Source organism: Xanthomonas cucurbitae, from assembly GCF_002939885.1.
Classification (GTDB): domain Bacteria; phylum Pseudomonadota; class Gammaproteobacteria; order Xanthomonadales; family Xanthomonadaceae; genus Xanthomonas; species Xanthomonas cucurbitae.
Window position 1 is genome coordinate 18264 of sequence record NZ_MDED01000028.1, and the last position, 18444, is coordinate 36707.

At 66.0% G+C, this 18444-nt stretch carries 16 protein-coding genes; 7 read left to right on the plus strand and 9 right to left on the minus strand.

Annotation, left to right across the window (positions count from 1 at the left end):
- From XcuCFBP2542_RS14405 to XcuCFBP2542_RS14415, 3 genes are all read right to left on the minus strand, one after another.
- Positions 1-1290, minus strand: a complete 1290-nt coding sequence (locus XcuCFBP2542_RS14405) for a bifunctional aspartate transaminase/aspartate 4-decarboxylase (RefSeq protein WP_211293012.1) — start codon at positions 1288-1290, stop codon at positions 1-3.
- A 23-nt stretch (positions 1291-1313) separates the two neighbouring features.
- Complete coding sequence (gene aspT / locus XcuCFBP2542_RS14410; protein ID WP_211293013.1) at positions 1314-3101, minus strand: aspartate-alanine antiporter; 1788 nt, start codon at positions 3099-3101, stop codon at positions 1314-1316.
- Between the two features lie 70 nt (positions 3102-3171).
- Positions 3172-4512 carry a DcaP family trimeric outer membrane transporter gene (locus XcuCFBP2542_RS14415; protein ID WP_158251452.1) on the minus strand — a complete coding sequence of 447 codons (1341 nt, stop codon included), beginning with the start codon at positions 4510-4512 and terminating at the stop codon, positions 3172-3174.
- A gap of 324 nt (positions 4513-4836) precedes the next feature.
- Here XcuCFBP2542_RS14415 and otsB point away from each other — a divergent pair, with 324 nt between their 5' ends.
- From otsB to XcuCFBP2542_RS14435, 5 genes are all read left to right on the plus strand, one after another.
- Positions 4837-5595 (plus strand): trehalose-phosphatase, encoded by a 759-nt coding sequence (gene otsB / locus XcuCFBP2542_RS14420; RefSeq protein WP_104604256.1) that lies wholly within the window; start codon positions 4837-4839, stop codon positions 5593-5595.
- Between the two features lie 48 nt (positions 5596-5643).
- A complete protein-coding gene (locus tag XcuCFBP2542_RS14425; RefSeq protein WP_104604258.1) occupies positions 5644-7422 on the plus strand; it encodes a glycoside hydrolase family 15 protein in 1779 nt (592 codons plus the stop codon).
- Entirely contained in the window at positions 7419-8786 is a 1368-nt protein-coding gene (gene otsA, locus XcuCFBP2542_RS14430; protein WP_104604260.1) for an alpha,alpha-trehalose-phosphate synthase (UDP-forming), read from the plus strand. Before XcuCFBP2542_RS14425 ends, otsA begins: the two co-directional genes overlap by 4 nt.
- A 41-nt stretch (positions 8787-8827) precedes the next feature.
- Positions 8828-8968 carry a hypothetical protein gene (locus XcuCFBP2542_RS19735; protein ID WP_170066994.1) on the plus strand — a complete coding sequence of 47 codons (141 nt, stop codon included), beginning with the start codon at positions 8828-8830 and terminating at the stop codon, positions 8966-8968.
- Positions 8969-9408: 440 nt separating this feature from the next.
- Positions 9409-11277 (plus strand): methyl-accepting chemotaxis protein, encoded by a 1869-nt coding sequence (locus XcuCFBP2542_RS14435; protein WP_104604262.1) that lies wholly within the window; start codon positions 9409-9411, stop codon positions 11275-11277.
- 500 nt (positions 11278-11777) lie between these two features.
- Here the strand turns inward: XcuCFBP2542_RS14435 and XcuCFBP2542_RS14440 are convergent, their stop codons facing one another.
- From XcuCFBP2542_RS14440 to rluD, 4 genes are read right to left on the minus strand one after another with little or no spacing between them, the layout of a single operon-like run.
- Positions 11778-12197, minus strand: coding sequence for a thiol-disulfide oxidoreductase DCC family protein (locus tag XcuCFBP2542_RS14440; RefSeq protein WP_104604264.1), 420 nt, complete (start codon positions 12195-12197; stop codon positions 11778-11780).
- 1 nt (position 12198) lies between these two features.
- A complete protein-coding gene (locus tag XcuCFBP2542_RS14445; protein WP_104604309.1) occupies positions 12199-12705 on the minus strand; it encodes a DUF4166 domain-containing protein in 507 nt (168 codons plus the stop codon).
- A gap of 20 nt (positions 12706-12725) precedes the next feature.
- The gene (gene pgeF, locus XcuCFBP2542_RS14450) at positions 12726-13541 is read right to left on the minus strand and encodes a peptidoglycan editing factor PgeF (RefSeq protein ID WP_104604266.1); all 816 of its coding nucleotides are present in this window, start codon (positions 13539-13541) and stop codon (positions 12726-12728) included.
- Between the two features lies 1 nt (position 13542).
- Positions 13543-14538: a 23S rRNA pseudouridine(1911/1915/1917) synthase RluD gene (gene rluD, locus XcuCFBP2542_RS14455; RefSeq protein WP_104604268.1), complete on the minus strand. Its 996-nt coding sequence runs from the start codon at positions 14536-14538 to the stop codon at positions 13543-13545.
- 120 nt (positions 14539-14658) lie between these two features.
- Between rluD and XcuCFBP2542_RS14460 the strand changes: the two genes are divergently transcribed.
- Positions 14659-15540: an outer membrane protein assembly factor BamD gene (locus XcuCFBP2542_RS14460; RefSeq protein WP_104604270.1), complete on the plus strand. Its 882-nt coding sequence runs from the start codon at positions 14659-14661 to the stop codon at positions 15538-15540.
- Between the two features lie 327 nt (positions 15541-15867).
- Here the strand turns inward: XcuCFBP2542_RS14460 and XcuCFBP2542_RS14465 are convergent, their stop codons facing one another.
- Positions 15868-17508, minus strand: coding sequence for an NAD+ synthase (locus XcuCFBP2542_RS14465; protein ID WP_104604272.1), 1641 nt, complete (start codon positions 17506-17508; stop codon positions 15868-15870).
- 1 nt (position 17509) lies between these two features.
- Positions 17510-17902 (minus strand): endonuclease domain-containing protein, encoded by a 393-nt coding sequence (locus tag XcuCFBP2542_RS14470; RefSeq protein WP_167526931.1) that lies wholly within the window; start codon positions 17900-17902, stop codon positions 17510-17512.
- A 220-nt stretch (positions 17903-18122) separates the two neighbouring features.
- Here XcuCFBP2542_RS14470 and XcuCFBP2542_RS19610 point away from each other — a divergent pair, with 220 nt between their 5' ends.
- Positions 18123-18359: a hypothetical protein gene (locus XcuCFBP2542_RS19610; protein WP_158251453.1), complete on the plus strand. Its 237-nt coding sequence runs from the start codon at positions 18123-18125 to the stop codon at positions 18357-18359.
- The last annotated feature ends 85 nt before the right edge of the window (positions 18360-18444 follow it).

Consider the following 18444-nt stretch of genomic DNA (forward strand, 5'->3'; position numbering starts at 1 on the left):
CTAGGGCGCGGCGCCGATCTCCCGGTACAGGGCATGCTCCCGGGCACGGATCAAGCGCTTCATCGCCCCTTTGTAGGCGTTTGGCGTATCCATCAGCGCAAACAGGGAGAACAGGACCATTTGCGCCTGCTGCGGTGTCGACAAACCCGCAGTGTGGTTCAGCGCCACGGTGCGGCTGTCGGCCACCAGACGGTCGATGAATTTCAGCTGGCGCGGTGTCGTGGTGATCGAGCTGTAACGCGCATCCAGCTCGGCCAGCGTGTCTTCGGGCAACGCGGCGATGGCGCGGTCCAGCACGTTGTCCCGATGCGTTGCAATGGCGCCCAGACGCCAACCGGTCGCACCGAAATACTTCGAATAGGAATACACCAGGATCGTGTTGTGGGGGGCCACTGCGAACAGCGAAGTGAAGTCGTCGGCGAAGGTGCCGTACACATCGTCGGTCAACAGAATCAGGTCCGGGCGCTCCTGAACGATCCTTGCGATCAGTTGCAGCGTCTCATCGCCAATGCGCACCGACGGCGGATTGCTGGGGTTGACCAAGAAGAAGGCCTTGACCTTGGGGTCGCGAAGTTTTTCGATTTCCGATGCCGGATACTGCCAGCCGAGCGCGGGGTCGGCCTCGATCAGCACCTTTTTCAATTGGTAATCGTTGAGTTCCGGAATCTCGATATATGGGGTAAAGATCGGCATACCGATCGCGATGCTGTCACCCGGTGCCAACAGCCGGTTTTCGCGCATCGTGTTGAAGATGTAGGTCATCGCGGCGGTGCCACCCTCGGTGGCGAAGATGTCGATCTCGCCCACGAATGGATACGTACCCACCATTTCCTGGCGCAGATACTGCGCGATGATGGGTTCGGCGCACTCGAGCATGCGATCCGGCATCGGGTAGTTGCAACCCAGGATCGCATCGCACATCTGGTAAAGGAAGGTTGCGCCGTCATGACCGAGTTGATCGCGCACGTACGACACCGCGCCCACGAGGAAGGCGATGCCCGCCACGCCAGCATTCTCGCGCGCGAAGATCTCAAAGCGGTCCTCGATGCCGGCCAGGCGTGGCAGGCCGCCCAGTCCTTCAGGCATGTAGGCGAACGAGCGCTGCGATTCGCGCATTGCGAACAGGCCCAGTTGCCAGAAACCGTGGCGTGGAACGGTGGCGAGGAAGTTGGGATTGCCGCGCCCGGCGTTGAGCATCAGGCGGTTCTTGTCGCGACTGGCCAATGCAATCAGTTCGTCCTTGAGTTCGAACGGGCTTAGCTTCGCGAATTCTGAAATCTTGGGATCCATGACTCCATCCTCCTTCTAGGATGTCAAACCAAACCGACGATCAAAGGCCCGAGCAACGTCAGGAACACGTTGGCGAGCGCATAAGTGATTGCGAATGGGACGGTTGGCACCGAGCTTGCGGTCTTGTCGAGCACGGCGCCGATCGCGGGATTGGCGCTGCGCGAGCCGCTGAGCGCGCCGGCGAACAGGGCGACATTGCGATAGCCCAGTACATAACGCCCGAAGAGCATCGACAGCAGCAGGGGCAACAAGGTGACGACGATGCCGAGCACGAAGATCTTGATGCCATGCTGCTGGATCGCGCCAAGCGCCTGCTTGCCGGAGTTCAGGCCAATCACCACGACGAACGCGGCCAGGCCGAAGTCCTGCAGCAACTGGCCTGCAGCGGGCGGCAGCGCACCGACGATCGGGCGCTTGGCGCGCAACCAGCCAAACAGCAGACCCGACAGCAGAACGCCACCACCGGCGCCCAGGGTGAGCGGAATGCCGCCGACGTCGGCGACCAGCAGGCCGACCAGCAAACCGACCACGATGCCCGCGCCCATATAGACGAAGTCGGTCTTGTCGTCGCCCGCCAGTGGATAGCCAGCCTCGCGCACGGCGCGCGCAGTATCCGAATCGGCACCATAGATCGTCACCACGTCGCCGTGCATCATCTGCGTCTGTGGCAGCACCGGCAACGGGCGCCCCATGCGCATCACCGACGCGACATACACGCCGTGGCGCATTACCGGATCGACCGCAGCCTTGATCTGCGCAATGGTCATGCGATTCATTCCCTGACGCGTGAACACTGCTTGGCGCGACCGCATCACCAATGGCGTCCCTGCGAACGCGGGCAGTTCCGGGCCAATCCGTTCCGCCGCGTCCACCACCTTCTCGCGGCGGCCGATTGCCACGACCACGTCGCCCGATTCCAGGCGCGGATTCTCGGCCGGATCGAGCAGGTCGCCGCCGCGAATCACCCGTTCGATGGTCAACGCGTCGTCGGCACCGTCCTCGATCTCCCGCACCCGCAGGCCGGCGGCGGCGTCAACCCGGTAGGCACGTCCGACCAAGGCCGGCAGCGCACTCTCCATCCCGGCACCGGTGACCGGCGCATCACCGCGCAGGCACTCCTCTTGCTGCTGCGCGGATTGGCGCAGGTCCTGTTTCATGAAGCGTGGCAGGATGTTGGCGCACACGATGATCGCGCCCAACGAACCGAACACGTAGGTCACCGCGTAGCCGATCGCCACGTTGGCCTGCAACGCCGCGATCTGATCGGACGGCAGCGGCAGGCGCGCGATCGCATCGCCGGCGATGCCGATGATCGCCGATTGCGTCAGCGCGCCACCGGCCAGGCCGGCGGCGAGGCCCTTGTCGAGTTGGAACCATTTCGCAAGTGCCAGCACCGTCGCCAGCGACACCACGGCGAGGAACCCGGCCAGCACGACTTCCTTGATGCTGGATCTGTTGAGCGAGCTGAAGAACTGCGGACCACTGTTGTAGCCAACCGCATAGATGAACAGCGCGAACATGATCGCCTTGACACCATCGTCGATCGAGATGCCGATCTGGCTCACGCATACCGCCACCAGTAGCGAGCCGGCGATACCGCCCAATTGGAACCGCCCGAACGTGATCCTGCCGATCGCGTAACCGATGGCAAGCGTCAGGAAGATTGCCGCCTCGGGCGAGCGGGTGAACACCTCATGGAGCCACATCATCGAAAACCTCCTTGGCACGGCAGAGTGAAACCCCAGCATCCCTGTCCCCAGACGGCAACAGGAACCAGGGCGCTGGACGCATCCTGGATAGGGCGCCGCCACACCGGCGGCGGTGCGATGCGTTCAGGGCATCGCGGGGACGCGTGCGTCCAAACGGGAATGGAAAAAGCGCTCATCGGACGAAGTCGTACTTGATGCTGCCCTGTATGCGGAACGCGTCGGCGTCGCGTCCGTCCTGCACCGTCTGCGTGCCATACAGCGCCTCGATGCCCCACGAAAAGGTCGGACTGGCCTGCAGGATCAGATTCGCCGCGCCGTACGTGCTGGCACGGAACGCATCGCGCGGGAGCTGCGGATGTGCCTCAAGAAGCAACCGCCCAAACACCAGATTGGATCGCCAGCCACCAGGCCAATGATAGGTGTAGCCGAGGTGGCCGGCCGATAGACCAAGCGGATGCACGCTGCCGTCGTCCGCAACCACCGCATCCAGGCGTCGGCCACCGATGTCGTTGATGTAGCGGGATACACCCTCGCCGTACACCAGGCTGGCAGTCAGCACATGCAGCCCGAAGTGTCGTTGGCCCGAAAGATGGAAACCGGTGGCGGTGGCAGCGTACTCACCCTGCGGCATGCGATAGGCGAGCCGGCGCGCGAGCAATGCGCCCTGCAGATGGCCCCAGCCGCCCTCCCTCCGCAACCCCGCAACGAGATCCGGCAGCGGCTGCTCTGCCGCGCCGCCGGCCGGCACGGCAAGATCGGACTCAGGATCCTCGATGGACAGCGAAGCCGTCACGGCGTCGCCCACCTTCCAGAACTGCCGCACCGCAGCGACCCGCCTGAGCGACTCGCTACCGGGTCCCGCGTCGTCGAGCGTTTCGGGGAACGCATCGGAGTCGGTGAACGCGCTGTAGCCATAACCGGCATAGGTGTTACCGACCTGCGCATGCGCCTGGCGCAAGCGAAACCCGATGACGCCTGCGCCACCATAGAAATCGTTCTCCAGATAGAACCGCAACGGCCCGAGGCTGGATGGCCGCCGCACCTCGAAACTGAAACGCGTGGCGCTGGCATCGAGGTTGCTGTTGCGTCCAGCGCCGGCATCGATCGGGAGGCTGGACGTCGCCCACCTGTCCGGATTACCGGCCGGATCGAAATCGTGCATCGCGTTGAGCTTGGCAAACCCGCCAAGCCTGATGCGGGTGTCGGTGCCAGGGATCGGAACGAAGCCGCGCAGCGCGGGATCGTTGGGAGGGGCAGCGGTGTTGGGGCGAGCGACGCCGGTCAGCTCGTCACCGAACGTCTCGCGCGGCGGAAGGACAGACGCGGCGACCGGCGCGGGTGCATCCGCAGACCGGGCGCCGACCAAGTGCGACGCACTGGCTTCGCCATCGGCATGGGTAGGTGCTTGCCTGGCATCCACCAACAGACGCAGTTGTGCGACCTCCTGTCGCAAATCCTCGACCTGCCGGCGCAGCAGCGCGACCTCCGGATTCGACGACGTCTGCGCCGCCACCGAACTGGTGGAGAGCGAGAACGCAATGAGCCACGCGTATCGACGCATCTGCCGCCCTCCCGTTGGTTGCCGGTTCGATACACGTATTTTGCTAACCTTAAGAAAGGTAACTTATTCAGGAGGCCCCTGCCGGAGCGAAAGCGGGCAGCGTGTCCCAGATCCGCTCCGACCTGCAGAATCATGCAGATACCGACAACCGCATCGGCATCCGGACGCGACCAGACCGGCTTCGCGCGCCTCCATGGTGCATTTCGCACCGCACTTCGCCTGCTCACCCGCCACTGCATAACCCGAATCTCACACCTGTTTGCGCACACTGCCGTGATGGCAGACGTGCATCCCCCCCTTTCGTCGCCGCCAATGCTGGACGATGCCTGCGCATTGTTCCTGGACGTGGACGGCACCCTGATCGACTTTGCCGACCGCCCCGAGGCGGTGCAGCTATTGCCTGAAGTGCGTGCGGCCATCGGCCGCCTCAGCGTGCGTTTCGAAGGCGCCATCGCCCTGGTCAGCGGGCGACCGCTGGCACAGCTCGACGCCTTGTTCGCTCCCCTGGTGCTCCCGGCCGCCGGCCTGCACGGCCATGAGCTGCGCGGCGACGCTGCGGCACGCGCAGCGATGCCGCAGGACACTTCCGCGTGGCTGCACGGCCTGCATCAACGCGCCGCCGCGCTCACTCACCGGCATCCCGGTGTGCTGGTCGAAGACAAGGGCGTCAGCGTGGCACTGCATTGGCGCGCGCAGCCGTTGGCCGGCCCCGACGTGCTCGCCTTCGCGCAGGACGAAATCGCCCGGCTCTCCGGTTACCGCCTGCAGCCAGGCGATCATGTCGTGGAGTTCGTGCCCGAAGGCAGCAACAAGGGCCTGGCAGTGGAACAGCTGATGCAACAAGGCGCCTTCGCCAGGCGCACGCCGGTGTTCGTGGGCGACGACCTCACCGACGAATTCGGTTTCGACGCCGCCAACCGGCTGGGCGGTTGGAGCGTGCTGGTCGGCGATCGTGCCCAGACCAGCGCGCGCTATCGCCTGCCAGGCACCGCCGCCGTGCATGCGTGGTTACAACAGAACGCGCGCGGCGCCTGAGCGCCGCCCTCCCCCCTTTCGTCATTGCATAGGATTGTTCGTACTTTCATGACCAAGCCAAACCTGGATCTGGGCGTCATCGGCAACTGCAGTTTCGGCGCATTGGTGGATCGGCAGGCACGCGTGGTGTGGAGCTGCCTGCCCGCCTTCGATGGCGACCCGGCCTTTTGTTCGCTGCTATCGCCCAAGACCGAAGGCGGCGATTTCGCCGTGGAGCTGGAAGATTTCGCCAGCAGCGAGCAGCACTATCTGCCCAATACCGCCGTCCTGCGCACCGTCTTGCGCGACAGCAAGGGCGGCGAAATCGAGGTGATCGACTTCGCACCGCGCTGGCGCAACAACGGCCGTTTCTATCGGCCGGTGAGCATCATCCGGCAGATCCGTCCGCTGGCCGGCAACCCACGCATCATCGTGCGCGCACGCCCGCTGGCCGACTGGGGCGGCCGCACGCCCGAGACCACCTGGGGCAGCAACCATATCCGCTGGGTGTTGCCGGAATTCACTCTGCGCCTGACCACCGACGTGCCAGTGCGGTTCGTGCGCGACGGCCTGCCGTTCGTGCTCAGCCACCCGGTCAGCCTGGTGCTGGGCGTGGACGAATCGCTGACCCGTTCGCTCACCGGCTATGTGCAGGAAGCCCAGGAGCGCACCGAAGAATACTGGCGCGAATGGGTGCGCTATCTGTCGATCCCGCTGGACTGGCAGGAAGCGGTGATCCGCAGCGCGATCACGCTGAAACTGTGCCAGTACGAAGACAGTGGCGCCATCATCGCCGCGATGACCACCTCGATTCCGGAAGCGCCCAACACCCCGCGCAACTGGGATTACCGCTACTGCTGGCTACGCGATGCCGCCTTCGTGGTGCGCGCACTCAATCGCCTGGGCGCCACCCGCACGATGGAGCAGTTCATCGGCTACATCTTCAATATCGCCACCACCGACGGCACCATGCAGCCGCTGTACGGCATCGGTTTCGAATCGCAGTTGGAAGAGCACGAAGTCGACACCATGGCCGGCTACTGCGGCATGGGCCCGGTGCGGCGCGGCAACCTGGCCTGGATCCAGCAGCAGCACGATGTCTACGGCAGCGTGGTGCTGGCTTCCACCCAGCTGTTCTTCGACCTGCGCCTGAAGGACCAGGGCGATGCAGACACCTTCCGCCGCCTGGAGCCGCTGGGCGAACGCGCCTACGCGCTACACAATGTGCCCGACGCCGGGCTGTGGGAATTCCGCGGCCGCGCCGAGGTGCACACTTACACCGCCGCGATGTGCTGGGCGGCCTGCGATCGCCTGTCCAAGATCGCCGACCGGCTGGTGTTGCCCGAGCGCAGCAGCTACTGGCGCGAGCGTGCCGACAGCATCCGCGAGCGCGTGTTGAACGAGGCCTGGAGCGAAGAGCACGGCCACTTCACCGACACGCTCGGCGGCCACCGCCTGGACGCCTCGCTGTTGCTGCTGGCCGACATCGGCATCGTGGCCAACGACGACAGCCGCTTCATACGCACGGTCGAAGCGGTGGGCCGCGTGCTCAAGCATGGCGATGCGCTGTACCGCTACATCGCGCCGGACGACTTCGGTGAGCCGGAAACCAGCTTCACCATCTGCACGTTCTGGTACATCGATGCGCTCGCCGCCATCGGTCGCAAGGACGAGGCGCGTGACCTATTCGAGCGCATCCTCTCGCGCCGCAATCACCTGGGCTTGCTGTCCGAAGACCTGGCCTTCGAAGACGGCGAGGCCTGGGGCAATTTCCCGCAGACCTATTCGCACGTCGGTCTGATTATCGCCGCGATGCGCTTGTCGCGAAGCTGGCAGGAGGCGTCATGAGTCGTTTGGTAGTGGTGTCCAATCGCGTCGCGGTGCCAGGCGAAAACCGCGCCGGCGGCCTGGCGGTGGGGTTGCTGGCCGCACTCAAGGAGCGAGGCGGCATGTGGTTCGGCTGGAGCGGCAAGACCGCGCGCGGCGACAGCGGCGGCCTGCACGAGCAGACCGAAGGCGACATCACCTTCGTCACCATGGACCTCAACAAGCGCGATATCGATTCATACTACAACGGCTTCGCCAATCGCACGCTGTGGCCGTTGCTGCACTTCCGCCTGGACCTGGTGGACTACGACCGCGCCAAGCGCGAAGGCTATCTGCGCGTCAACCGGCTGTTCGCCGAAAAGCTGGCGCCGCTGCTGAAAGACAGCGATACGGTGTGGATCCACGATTACCACATGATTCCACTCGGCGCGATGCTGCGCGAGCTGGGCGTGGGCTGCAAGATGGGGTTCTTCCTGCATGTGCCGATGCCCTCGGCCGATCTGGTGCAGGCCATGCCCGATCACGCGCGCCTGTTCAGCACCTTCTATGCCTACGACCTGGTCGGCTTCCAGACCCAGCGCGATGCCGAACGCTTCAAGGCGTACGTCCGCCTGTTTGGTGGCGGTCGCGTGCTGGACGGCGACCTGGTCGAAGGCCCGGGCGGGCGTCGCTTCACTGCCGCGTCATTCCCCATCGGCATCGACACCGACCTGATCGCCAACCAGGCCAAGGCGGCGGTCGGCAAGCAATCGGTGCGCGATCTGCGCGAAAGCCTGCGCGGGCGCCAGCTCGCCATCGGCGTGGATCGACTGGATTACTCCAAAGGCTTGCCGGAACGCTTCCAAGGCTTCGAGCGTTATTTGGAGCGCTATCCCGATCAATCCGGCAGCCTCACCTATCTGCAGATCGCCCCGGTCTCGCGTGGTGACGTCACCGAATACCGGCAGTTGCGCGGGCAGCTGGAGCAGATCGCCGGCCACATCAATGGCGGGCATGCAGAGCCGGATTGGACTCCGCTACGCTACGTCAACCAGAACTTCAGCCACGCCACCCTGACCGGTTTTTATCGGGCAGCGTCGGTGGGCCTGGTCACGCCGCTGCGCGATGGCATGAATCTGGTCGCCAAGGAATTCGTCGCCGCGCAGGACCCCAAGGATCCGGGTGTGCTGGTGCTGTCGTTGCTGGCCGGCGCCGCCGACGAAATGAAGGAAGCGCTACTGGTCAATCCGCACGATCTGGATGGTGTGGCCGATGCGATTGCAAGCGCGGCCAGCATGCCACTGGCAACCCGCATCGAGCGCTGGCACGCGATGATGGACCACCTGCGCAAGAACACCATCAATCACTGGCGCCAGCGGTATCTGCAGGCGCTGACCGACATCTGATCGCTGCTCCCACGGTAGGTCGTCGCTGATGGCCGCCGACGATGAGCTGGGTCCGGTCTGCCTGCCTATCGGCATTGCGTCCGGCGATGTCTTCGGCCTGGACCGCCGCCGCCCAGCCGGTGGTGCATACGCTGGACGTAGCGCCGGTGTTCGGCGGCAAGAGCAAGCCCCCCGCCACATGACGCAGGAGGGTCTGGCGCATGGCGTCCGCAAGGAGCCGTGGATGTCGCCGCTCAATGCCCCTTGCGTCGCGCCGCCGTAGAACTGCCCAGCCCCTCTCCGACTCACCGGGCATCGCCATGGCCGGCGCCCGGGCTGTGCCGTGGCAGATAACGATGTGGGTTGCCCTGCGCCCCACGCACACGGCGGTTGGAAATCACCTGAAATTTACATTCGCGCGTCGCCAGCCAAGGGCGGACGGTTGCGCCCGGCAGACCGCATGCCCGATTGAAACCGCTTCCAGATCAATCACTTCGAGTTTCTTGGGCCACTGCTTGTCGTGTTCCGACAAACGGAGGATTCACGCCATCATGATTCGGCCTCAGCCGCCGATATCCCATTGCAGCCCTGTCTCCTGTCGCACGTCGATCTCCCTTCCAGAACACCTAGCCGGACTCAGCCTATGTCGCCTTCATACGATGCCGCCCACGTTTCCCGCCCACCCGCGGGCGTCAAGGTGGCGCGTGCCGCCTGGACTGCATGGCTGCCCGCCGCCGCACAGATCGGGTTGCTGGCCCTGCTGGCGTTGTACGCCGCCACGCTGGTGCCTGGCGGAATCGCCGGCACCTTCGCCAGGTTGTTTCCCGCGCTACTGGTACTGGGCACGGCCAGCGTCGGCCTGTGCTGGTGGACGCATCGCCGTCGCAGCGTGCAGCTGCGGCAGGCCATGACGGCCGTCACTGCGATCGGCGAAGGCCGCTTCCAGCGCCTGGACCTGCGCCCTGCGGCCGGCGAACTCGGCCCACTGCTGCATGCGCTGCAGACGACCCAGGACCAGTTGGCCATCCGCATCGACGTGATGGAGCAAGGCCTGCGGCATGGCCAGTTCGTCATCAAGGCGCTGGACGACCTGGACACCATGATCCGCATCGCCGACGACGACGGCCAGGTACTGTTCGCCAACCGCAAATTGCTGGCGATGCTCAAGCTGATCGAGCCGGATGTGCAGAGCTTCCGCCCCAGCTTCCATGCCGAAGGCTTCGTCGGCGGCAGCATCGGCGACATCTATCCGGACAGCCAGGCCGCAATCGACCGCATGCGCGCATTGAATGCGTCCAAGGCGGTGCGCGCGCCGTTCTTCGGCCGCCAGATCGACTTCGTCTACAGCCCCATCATCGCCGCCGACGGCACCAAGCTGGGCACCATCGCGCAGTGGGTGGATGTCACCGCCCAGGTCAACACCGAGCAGGTGTTGATCCAGGTCATCGACGCCGCCTCGACCGGCGATTTCAGCCGGCGCATGCAGCTCGACGGCATGGACGGCGTGCTGCTGTCGCTGGCGCAGGGCATCAACCGCATCTACGACTCGGTGGAAACGCATCTGGCCGCATTGGCACGCGTGATCGGCGCGCTGGCCGAAGGCGACCTCACCCAGCGCGTGGACGGCGATGCGCACGGCATCTTCGCGCGGCTGCGCGACGACACCAACCAGACCGTGGCCCGCCTGACCGAAATCATCGGCGGCATCCAGGCCGCTTCGGACACCATTCGCCAGGCTGCGGTGGAAATCGCCGCGGGCAATACCGACCTGTCCGAGCGCACCGAACAGCAGGCCGCCAACCTGGAGGAAACCGCAAGCTCGATGGAAGAACTCACCTCCACCGTGAAGCAGAACGCCGACAGCGCGCTGCAGGCCAACCGCCTGGTGGTGGGCACCGGCGACATCGCCGAGAACGGTGGCCAGGTGATGGACCAAGTGGTCGCCACCATGGGCCAGATCAGCACCGCCTCGCACAAAATCGGCGAAATCATCGGCGTCATCGACGGCATCGCCTTCCAAACCAACATCCTGGCGCTCAATGCCGCCGTGGAAGCGGCGCGCGCCGGCGAACAGGGCCGCGGCTTTGCGGTGGTGGCCTCGGAAGTGCGCGCACTGGCGCGCCGCTCGGCCGATGCCGCCAAGGAGATCAAGACGCTGATCGCCGACTCCACCGACAAGGTGGAACTGGGCTCGGGCCTGGTGCACCGCGCCGGCGCGACCATGCGCGAGATCGTCGGCTCGGTGAAGCATGTCACCGACATCATGAGCGAGATCACCTCCGCCAGCGCCGAGCAATCCAGCGGCATCGAACAGGTCAACCGCACCGTGGCGCAGCTGGACGAAGTCACCCAGCGCAACGCCGCGCTGGTGGAAGAAGCCACCGCCGCCGCACGCAGCCTGGAAGAACAGGCCGTGGAGCTGGCCGATGCGGTGTCGATCTTCCGCCTGCAGTCCGACACCCGCCCAGGCACCAGCAACGTCGTACGCGCCAGCTTCCACAACGCAGCATAGGCCCGGAAAATCGCGCGATTTGTAGGAGCGCACCCGGGCGCGACGAAGCGTTATCGGTAAAGCCCATCGCGCCCGGGTGCGCTCCTACGGAGAAGCCGATCGGTGAGCAGGCTGTGGCAGGTCATCACCATCGCGCAGCCGTCATCCACGCCGTGGCGCAAACCGGTCGCACCTGCCGTATCCGCCACCCGTAGGAGCGCACCTGGGCGCGACGAAGCGTTATCGGTAAAGCCCATCGCGCCCGGGTGCGCTCCTACGGAGAAGCCGACCGGTGAGCCGGCTGTGGCAGGTCATCACCACCGCGCAGCCGTCATCCACGCCGTGGCGCAAACCGGTCGCACCTGCCGTATCCGCCACCCGTAGGAGCGCACCTGGGCGCGACGAAGCGTTATCGATAAAACCCGTCGCGCCCTGGTGCGCTCCTACGGACAGCCGATCGGTGTGCCGCTTCGGCATCCCATCGACCCTCAGGCCAGCTCAGCTGCGCCGCACGCCGTGCGTCAGTCCAGAAACCGGGCGTGTTGCTCGGGGGTGGGCAGCATGCAGTGGTCGCTGCGGCCGAACCAGCGATAGCGATTGCGTGCGAGCAGGCGATATCCGAGATCGCGCAGACCGCGCGGTATCACGCGCAACACTGCCGCCAGCCGCCACAGCCCGCCCAAGCCCGCCAGCACACGCACGATGGCATCGCTGTCGGTCCATGCGCCGCCATGGTCCACCAGCAGGAACGACAACGGGTCGTCCGGGTCCAGCCCATGCTGCTGCAACAACGCGCGCCCGGCCTGGCCCTGCATTGCGGCAAAGCGATAACGCCCCCGGCGATCGTGGCGCAGCAGGAATTTGACCCAACCATTGCACAGCAGGCACACCCCATCGAACACGATGGTGGCCGGCACGGTACGCGCAGCGACAGTGGACATCTCAGCGTGGCTCAAGCCATCCCTCGTAGCGAATGAACGGCCCCACCAGCGGCAGGTGCACGTCGACCAAAAATCCATAGCGGCCGGCATCGGCATGCTCGCGGCAACGCACCTGTTCGAACCAGCGCGCAGGCAGCGGAATCCAACCGAACGCCCACACGCGGGTTGCCTGCCAATACAGCGCCTGGGCATCGGCACGCAGCGCAAACTCGAACCGCACTGCGCCCAGGTGTTCGCGCAAGGCCGCTCCATCGCGCCACAGCCGCGAATTCATCGGCAGACCGGCAAAGCGCCGGTGCCAGCGCTCGCCCTGCGCATCGACCAGGAACTCCACCTCCACCGCCACCGTGCCGCTGCGCGGCAACCGGCTCAGCAGCGCCAGCAAGGGCACCAGCACATGCCGGCCGCGCCGGATCTGCGCCTGCCCGGCAAAGGTCTGCCGCTTCCGCACCGAATGCAGCGCGCGCACCGGCGCCGGCAATTGCGCGAACGCCGGCTGGCCCAGCACCTGCGCGAACAAGGGCGTGCTCAGGGCACGATCCACGCCAGCGTGGCCATGCGCCCGCTACGGCGGTCGCGGCGATGCGAGAAGAAGCGCACCGGGTCGGAAATGGTGCACAGGCCACCGCCGTGGATCGCATCGGCGCGCAGACCGGCACGTTGCAGGCGCAGCCGCGCCAGTGCGTACAGATCCACGCGCCAATGCCCGGGCCGCGTGGCGACGAATGCGTACTGCGCCTGCACGTCTTCATCCACGAAGGCGTCGAAGACGTCCTGGCCGATTTCATAGGCCTGCGGTCCTGCGGCCGGACCCAGCCAGGCCACCAGCTGCAATGCCGGGGTGCGCATGGCCGTCACGCTGCGCTCCAGCACGCCACCTGCCAGCCCGCGCCAGCCCGCATGCGCGACCGCGATCTCGCTGCCATCGACTGCAGCGAGCACGACCGGCAGGCAATCGGCGGTAAGGATCGCCAGTACCCGACCCGGCACGTCGGTCACGGCGGCGTCGGCGATGGGTTCATGCGTGCCGGGCACAAGATCGCTCACACCTTCCAACTGCGGGCCGTAATCTGCCGACCGCGCCATTAGCCGCACCACATCCACCCCATGCACCTGCTGCAGCCACTGCGGCGTGCCGGGCAAGCCCAGCGCTCGCACCAACAACGCGCGGTTGCGCTCCACCCGCTCCGGCGTATCGCCCTCCGGGCTGCTGCGGTTGCCGAGATTGAGCGTGTCGAACGGCGCCTGCGACACGCCCAGGCCATGTCGTAGCGTGGTCAGCGCCCGGATGCGCGGCGGCGCCGGCCAGTGGGCAGGCAGGATGAAGGTGGCGGCCACGCTCACCTCAGCGGCGCGCCAGTTCGGCCGCGCGTGCGCTGTCCTCGCGCAGCGCGGTCATCAGCCGCTGCAGATCGGCCGGCACCGGCGCGGTGGCACGCACCGGCTCGCCACTGACCGGATGCAGGAATTCCAGCGTCTCGGCATGCAGGGCCTGGCGCTTGAAGCTGCGCAGCTCATGCACCAGTGCGTCGGTGGCGCCCTTGGGCAACTTGAGTGCGCCGCCGTACAGCGGGTCGCCGACGATGGGCGATTTCAGATGTGCCATATGCACGCGGATCTGATGGGTGCGCCCGGTTTCCAGCCGGCATTCCAGCGCGGTATGCGCACGGAAACGCTCGCGTAGCCGGTAATGGGTCACCGCATCGCGGCCGTCGTCGCGCACCGCCATCTTCAGGCGATCGCGCGGGTTGCGGTCGATCGGGGCATTGGCGGTGCCGCCGGACACCAGCGCTCCGACCACCACCGCCAGATACTGGCGATGCACGTCGCGCGCGGACAGCTGTTCCACCAACGCGGTCTGCGCCTGCACAGTCCGGGCGACCACCATCACGCCGCTGGTGTCCTTGTCCAGGCGATGCACCACGCCGGCGCGCGGCACCGCCGACAGCGCCGGGTCGCGGAACAGCAGTGCGTTGACCAGGGTGCCGTCCGGATTACCCGCGCCCGGATGCACCACCAGGCCGGCCGGCTTGTCGATCACCAGCACCTGCTCGTCCTCGTACAACACGTTCAGCGGGATGTCCTGCGGCGCGGCATGGGTCTGGGTTTCCAGCACCACCTGCAGCTGCACGCTCTCACCGCCGCGCAAGGTGTCGCGCGGACGCGCCATATCGCCGTCCAGCAGCGCGTCGCCGGACTTGATCCACTCCGACAGCCGCGAGCGCGAAAATTCGGGAAACAGTTCGGCCAGCACCGCGTCGAAACGCCGCCCTGCGGCGCTGTCGGGCACGATGGCCTGACGGATGGACGGGTCGGTGGGGTCGGCGGAAGGGTCGGACATGGACACGGGCACTCAGGCAAAAACGGGAATTTTGGGGTCCGGGCGGCAGGAGTCAGTCGCCGGACAGGCCACTAGGCTATCATCGCCCTTTCGTTTTCCTGACGCGTCCTGCCCAGACCCATGATCCGACGGTCCACGTTTTCCGCGCCTGCGCGCCTGATTGCCCTCATGCTGGTCATGGCCTTCGTCGTCACCGGCTGCCACCGCGGCGCCAAGGACAAGAATCCCGACGAGGGCATGCCGGTGGAGCAACTCTACGGCAAGGGCCATGGGCTGATGGAGAAGGGCAACTGGGCCGGCGCCGAAGCCAGCTACAAGCGCCTGATCGCCCAGTACCCCTACGGCCCGTACACCGAGCAGGCGATGATCGAAACCGCCTACGCGCAGTACAAGGCCGGCAAGCACGAAGACACCGTGTCCAGTGTCGACCGCTTCATCCGCACCTACCCAACCCATCGCAATATCGCCTACCTGTACTACCTGCGCGGGCTGGCCAACAGCAACCGCGACACGGTGTTCCTGCGCCGGGTGTGGTCGCTGGATGCCAGCCGCCGCGACTTGTCCTCGCCGCAGCAGGCCTACAACGACTTCAATACCGTCACCGACCGCTACCCGAACAGCCGCTACGCCGCTGATGCGCGCCTGCGTATGATCGAACTGCGCGACATCTTCGCCCAGCACGAGCTGGACAATGCGCTGTACTACCTGCGCCGCAACGCCTGGGTGTCGGCGGCCGGCCGCGCCAACTACCTGCTGGAAACCTACCCGCAGAGCGCCTACCAGTACGATGCGGTCGCGGTGCTGGCCGAGGCCTACACCCATTTGGGCAACAAGACCCTGGCCGCGGACGCCCGCCGCGTGCTGGAGCTCAACAGCCCGCAGCATCCGTGGCTGGCCGGCCAGTGGCCGAAATACCCGTGGGCGGTTCGCAAGCTCAACCCGTTCGCCGGCGAAAAATCCGCCGCCAGCGGGCAGCGTAATGCGCAGATGAATCGCGACTGAGTTCTTCGCTCACCGCGCAACGCTGCAACAAGGGGCCGAGAGGCCCCTTTGTTTTTGGCCCGGTCTTGCCGCTATGGACCCTCACCGCGCACGCCCGCAGCCAGGTTGCCGGAGGACGCAGCGGACTGACCGGGTGTGTTGGTGCGCGCGGCACCGCGTCACGGGCAAGGTCGTGGATGCACTGGCATCCTGATCCAAATGCCCCCCGCTCAGCGAGACGAGCCTGGCAAACCTCACCAGCGGCGCGTTCCGGCGACAAGACAGGCCTATCGCTGCTGCCGTATGCCGATGGCAGCTGTAGCAGGCCAGGCTTACCGCAGCGGAACGTTACTGACCGCGATACCCGTTGGTGATCGGGTAGCGCCGTTCGCGGCCAAATGCGCGCCGCGACACCTTCGGCCCCGGCGCAGCCTGGTGACGCTTCCATTCGTTCAGCCGCACCAGCCGCAGCACGTGCTCCACCGTGTCTGCCGCGTACCCGGCAGCGACGATGTCGTCGCGCGACTGCTCCTGATCGACATAGCGGTACAGGATGCCGTCGAGCACGTCGTAGGGCGGCAGCGAATCCTGGTCGGTCTGGTTGTCGCGCAGCTCGGCCGATGGCGGGCGCGCAATCACCGCCGGTGGAATCACTGGCGCGCCCCCCACCGTATTGCGCCACTTGGCCAGGCCGAACACTTCAGTCTTGTACAGATCCTTGAGCGGCGCATAGCCACCGCACATGTCGCCATAGATGGTGGCGTAGCCCACCGCGTATTCGCTCTTGTTGCCGGTGGTCAGCAACAGCCCGCCGAACTTGTTGGACAGCGCCATCAGAATCACGCCGCGACTGCGCGACTGCAGGTTTTCCTCGGTGATGTCCGGCTGGGTGCCTTCGAACATCGGCCCCAGCGCGGCGAGCAACCCTTCGAACACCGGCGCGATCGCGACGGTTTCCAGCTTGACTCCCAGAGCGCGGCACTGCTCATCGGCCAGATCGTTGGACAGGTTCGCCGTGTAGCGCGACGGCAGCCGCACTGCGGTGACGTTCTCCGCGCCCAGCGCGTCTACCGCCATCGCCAGCACCAGCGCCGAGTCGATGCCGCCGGACAGCCCCAGCCACACCTTGCCGAAACCATTCTTGCGGCAATAGTCCTGCAGGCCGCGCACGACTGCACGCCAGGCCAGCGCATCCATGCTTTCGTCGCCATCGTCCACCCACACCACCGGGGTGAAACTGCGCGGGCCGGCGGCATAGTCCACCACCAGCCACTGATCCACGAACGCTGCAGCGGCCGGATGCACGGTGCCATTGCCATCAGCCACCACCGAGGCCCCATCGAACACCAGCGCGTCCTGGCCACCGACCACATTGAGATAGGCAATCGCCGCTCCGCTTTCACGGGTACGCTCGGCCAGCAGCGCATCGCGCTGCGCATGCTTGCCGCGCTCGTACGGCGAGGCATTGGGCACCAGCACCAGCTCGGCGCCGGCCTGTACGGTTTTCGCCAGCGGCTCGGCGAACCACAGGTCCTCACAGATCACCACCCCCACCTGCACCCCCTTGACCGTGACCACGCAGTTGTCGCCATCCGGATCCACGTCGAAATAGCGCCGCTCATCGAACACCGCGTAATTGGGCAGCTCGCGCTTGCGGTAGGTCGCCTCGACCTGGCCATCGCGCAGCACGCTGGCGGCGTTGTACACCACGCTGCCGGCGCTCTGCGGCCAGCCCACCACCGCCACGATGCCGCGCGTGGCCGCTGCAATGCGCATCAGCGCCTGTTCGCAATGGGCCAGAAACCCGGGGCGTAGCAGCAAGTCTTCCGGCGGATAGCCACTGATCGCCAGCTCGGGAAACAGCACGATGTCGGCGCCGAATTCGTCGCGTGCCGCCGCGATGTACTCGATGATGCGGTCGGTGTTCTGGGCGACGGCGCCGACCGGGAAATCGAACTGGGCCATGGCGATGCGGAGGGTCTGGGACATGTCAATGGCCTTGTGCGCGTGTTTTCCGAAGCACGGAAGCGGGAAGGGAGGAACGAGCCGCAAGCAGACCTCGCGCGATCCTCTCGCAGACGTCGTCGCCACTGGCAAGCACTGCATTATTCCAGAAGCGCAGCACCTGGAAGCCCTTGCGGTGCAGGAAGGCACCGCGCGTGGCGTCCGCACCGGGCAGTAGGTGCTGGCTCCCGTCGATTTCGACGATCAACGCCCGGGCGAGGCAGACGAAATCGACGATATAAGGTCCGATGGGAAACTGACGGCGGAACTTGAAGCCGAGCAGGCGTCGATCTCGCAACCGATACCACAGCGCGCGCTCAGCTGCGGTCATCTCACGACGCAGGTGCTTGGCGAATCCGGTCTTGGCGGCGTGGCGCATGGACATTCCCGGCAGGAGGATGGCCAAGGTTGCGGGTACCGCCCGGCTGGCGCTATCGGTGTTGATGGCGCTTTGGCATCGGGGATCGCCGCGTCGGAGGCGCCCTCACCCCTACCCCTCTCCCGCAAGCGGGAGAGGGGATGACACAGCAGGCGGGGCCGTGACCGTGGCACGACCCGTAGGTCACGCAGCAACGACCAGCCTGACATCTCTTGGGAACATGATCTCAGCAGCATCTCTGCTGTTGCTGTGGCTGTGGCTGTGGCTGCGGCTGCGGCTGCGGCTGTGGCTGCGGCTGCGGCTGCGGCTGCGGCTGTGGCTGCGGCTGCGGCTGCGGCTGTGGCTGTGGCTGTGGCTGCGGCTGCGGCTGCGGCTGCGGCTGCGGCTGCGGCTGTGGCTGTGGCTGCGGCTGCGGCTGCGGCTGTGGCTGTGGCTGTTACTGTTGCTGTGGGTGTAACTGTTGCTCCCTTCTCCCGCATGCGGGAGAAGGTGCCCGAAGGGCGGATGAGGGCAGCAAAAAGGCCGCCCGAAGGCGGCCTCGC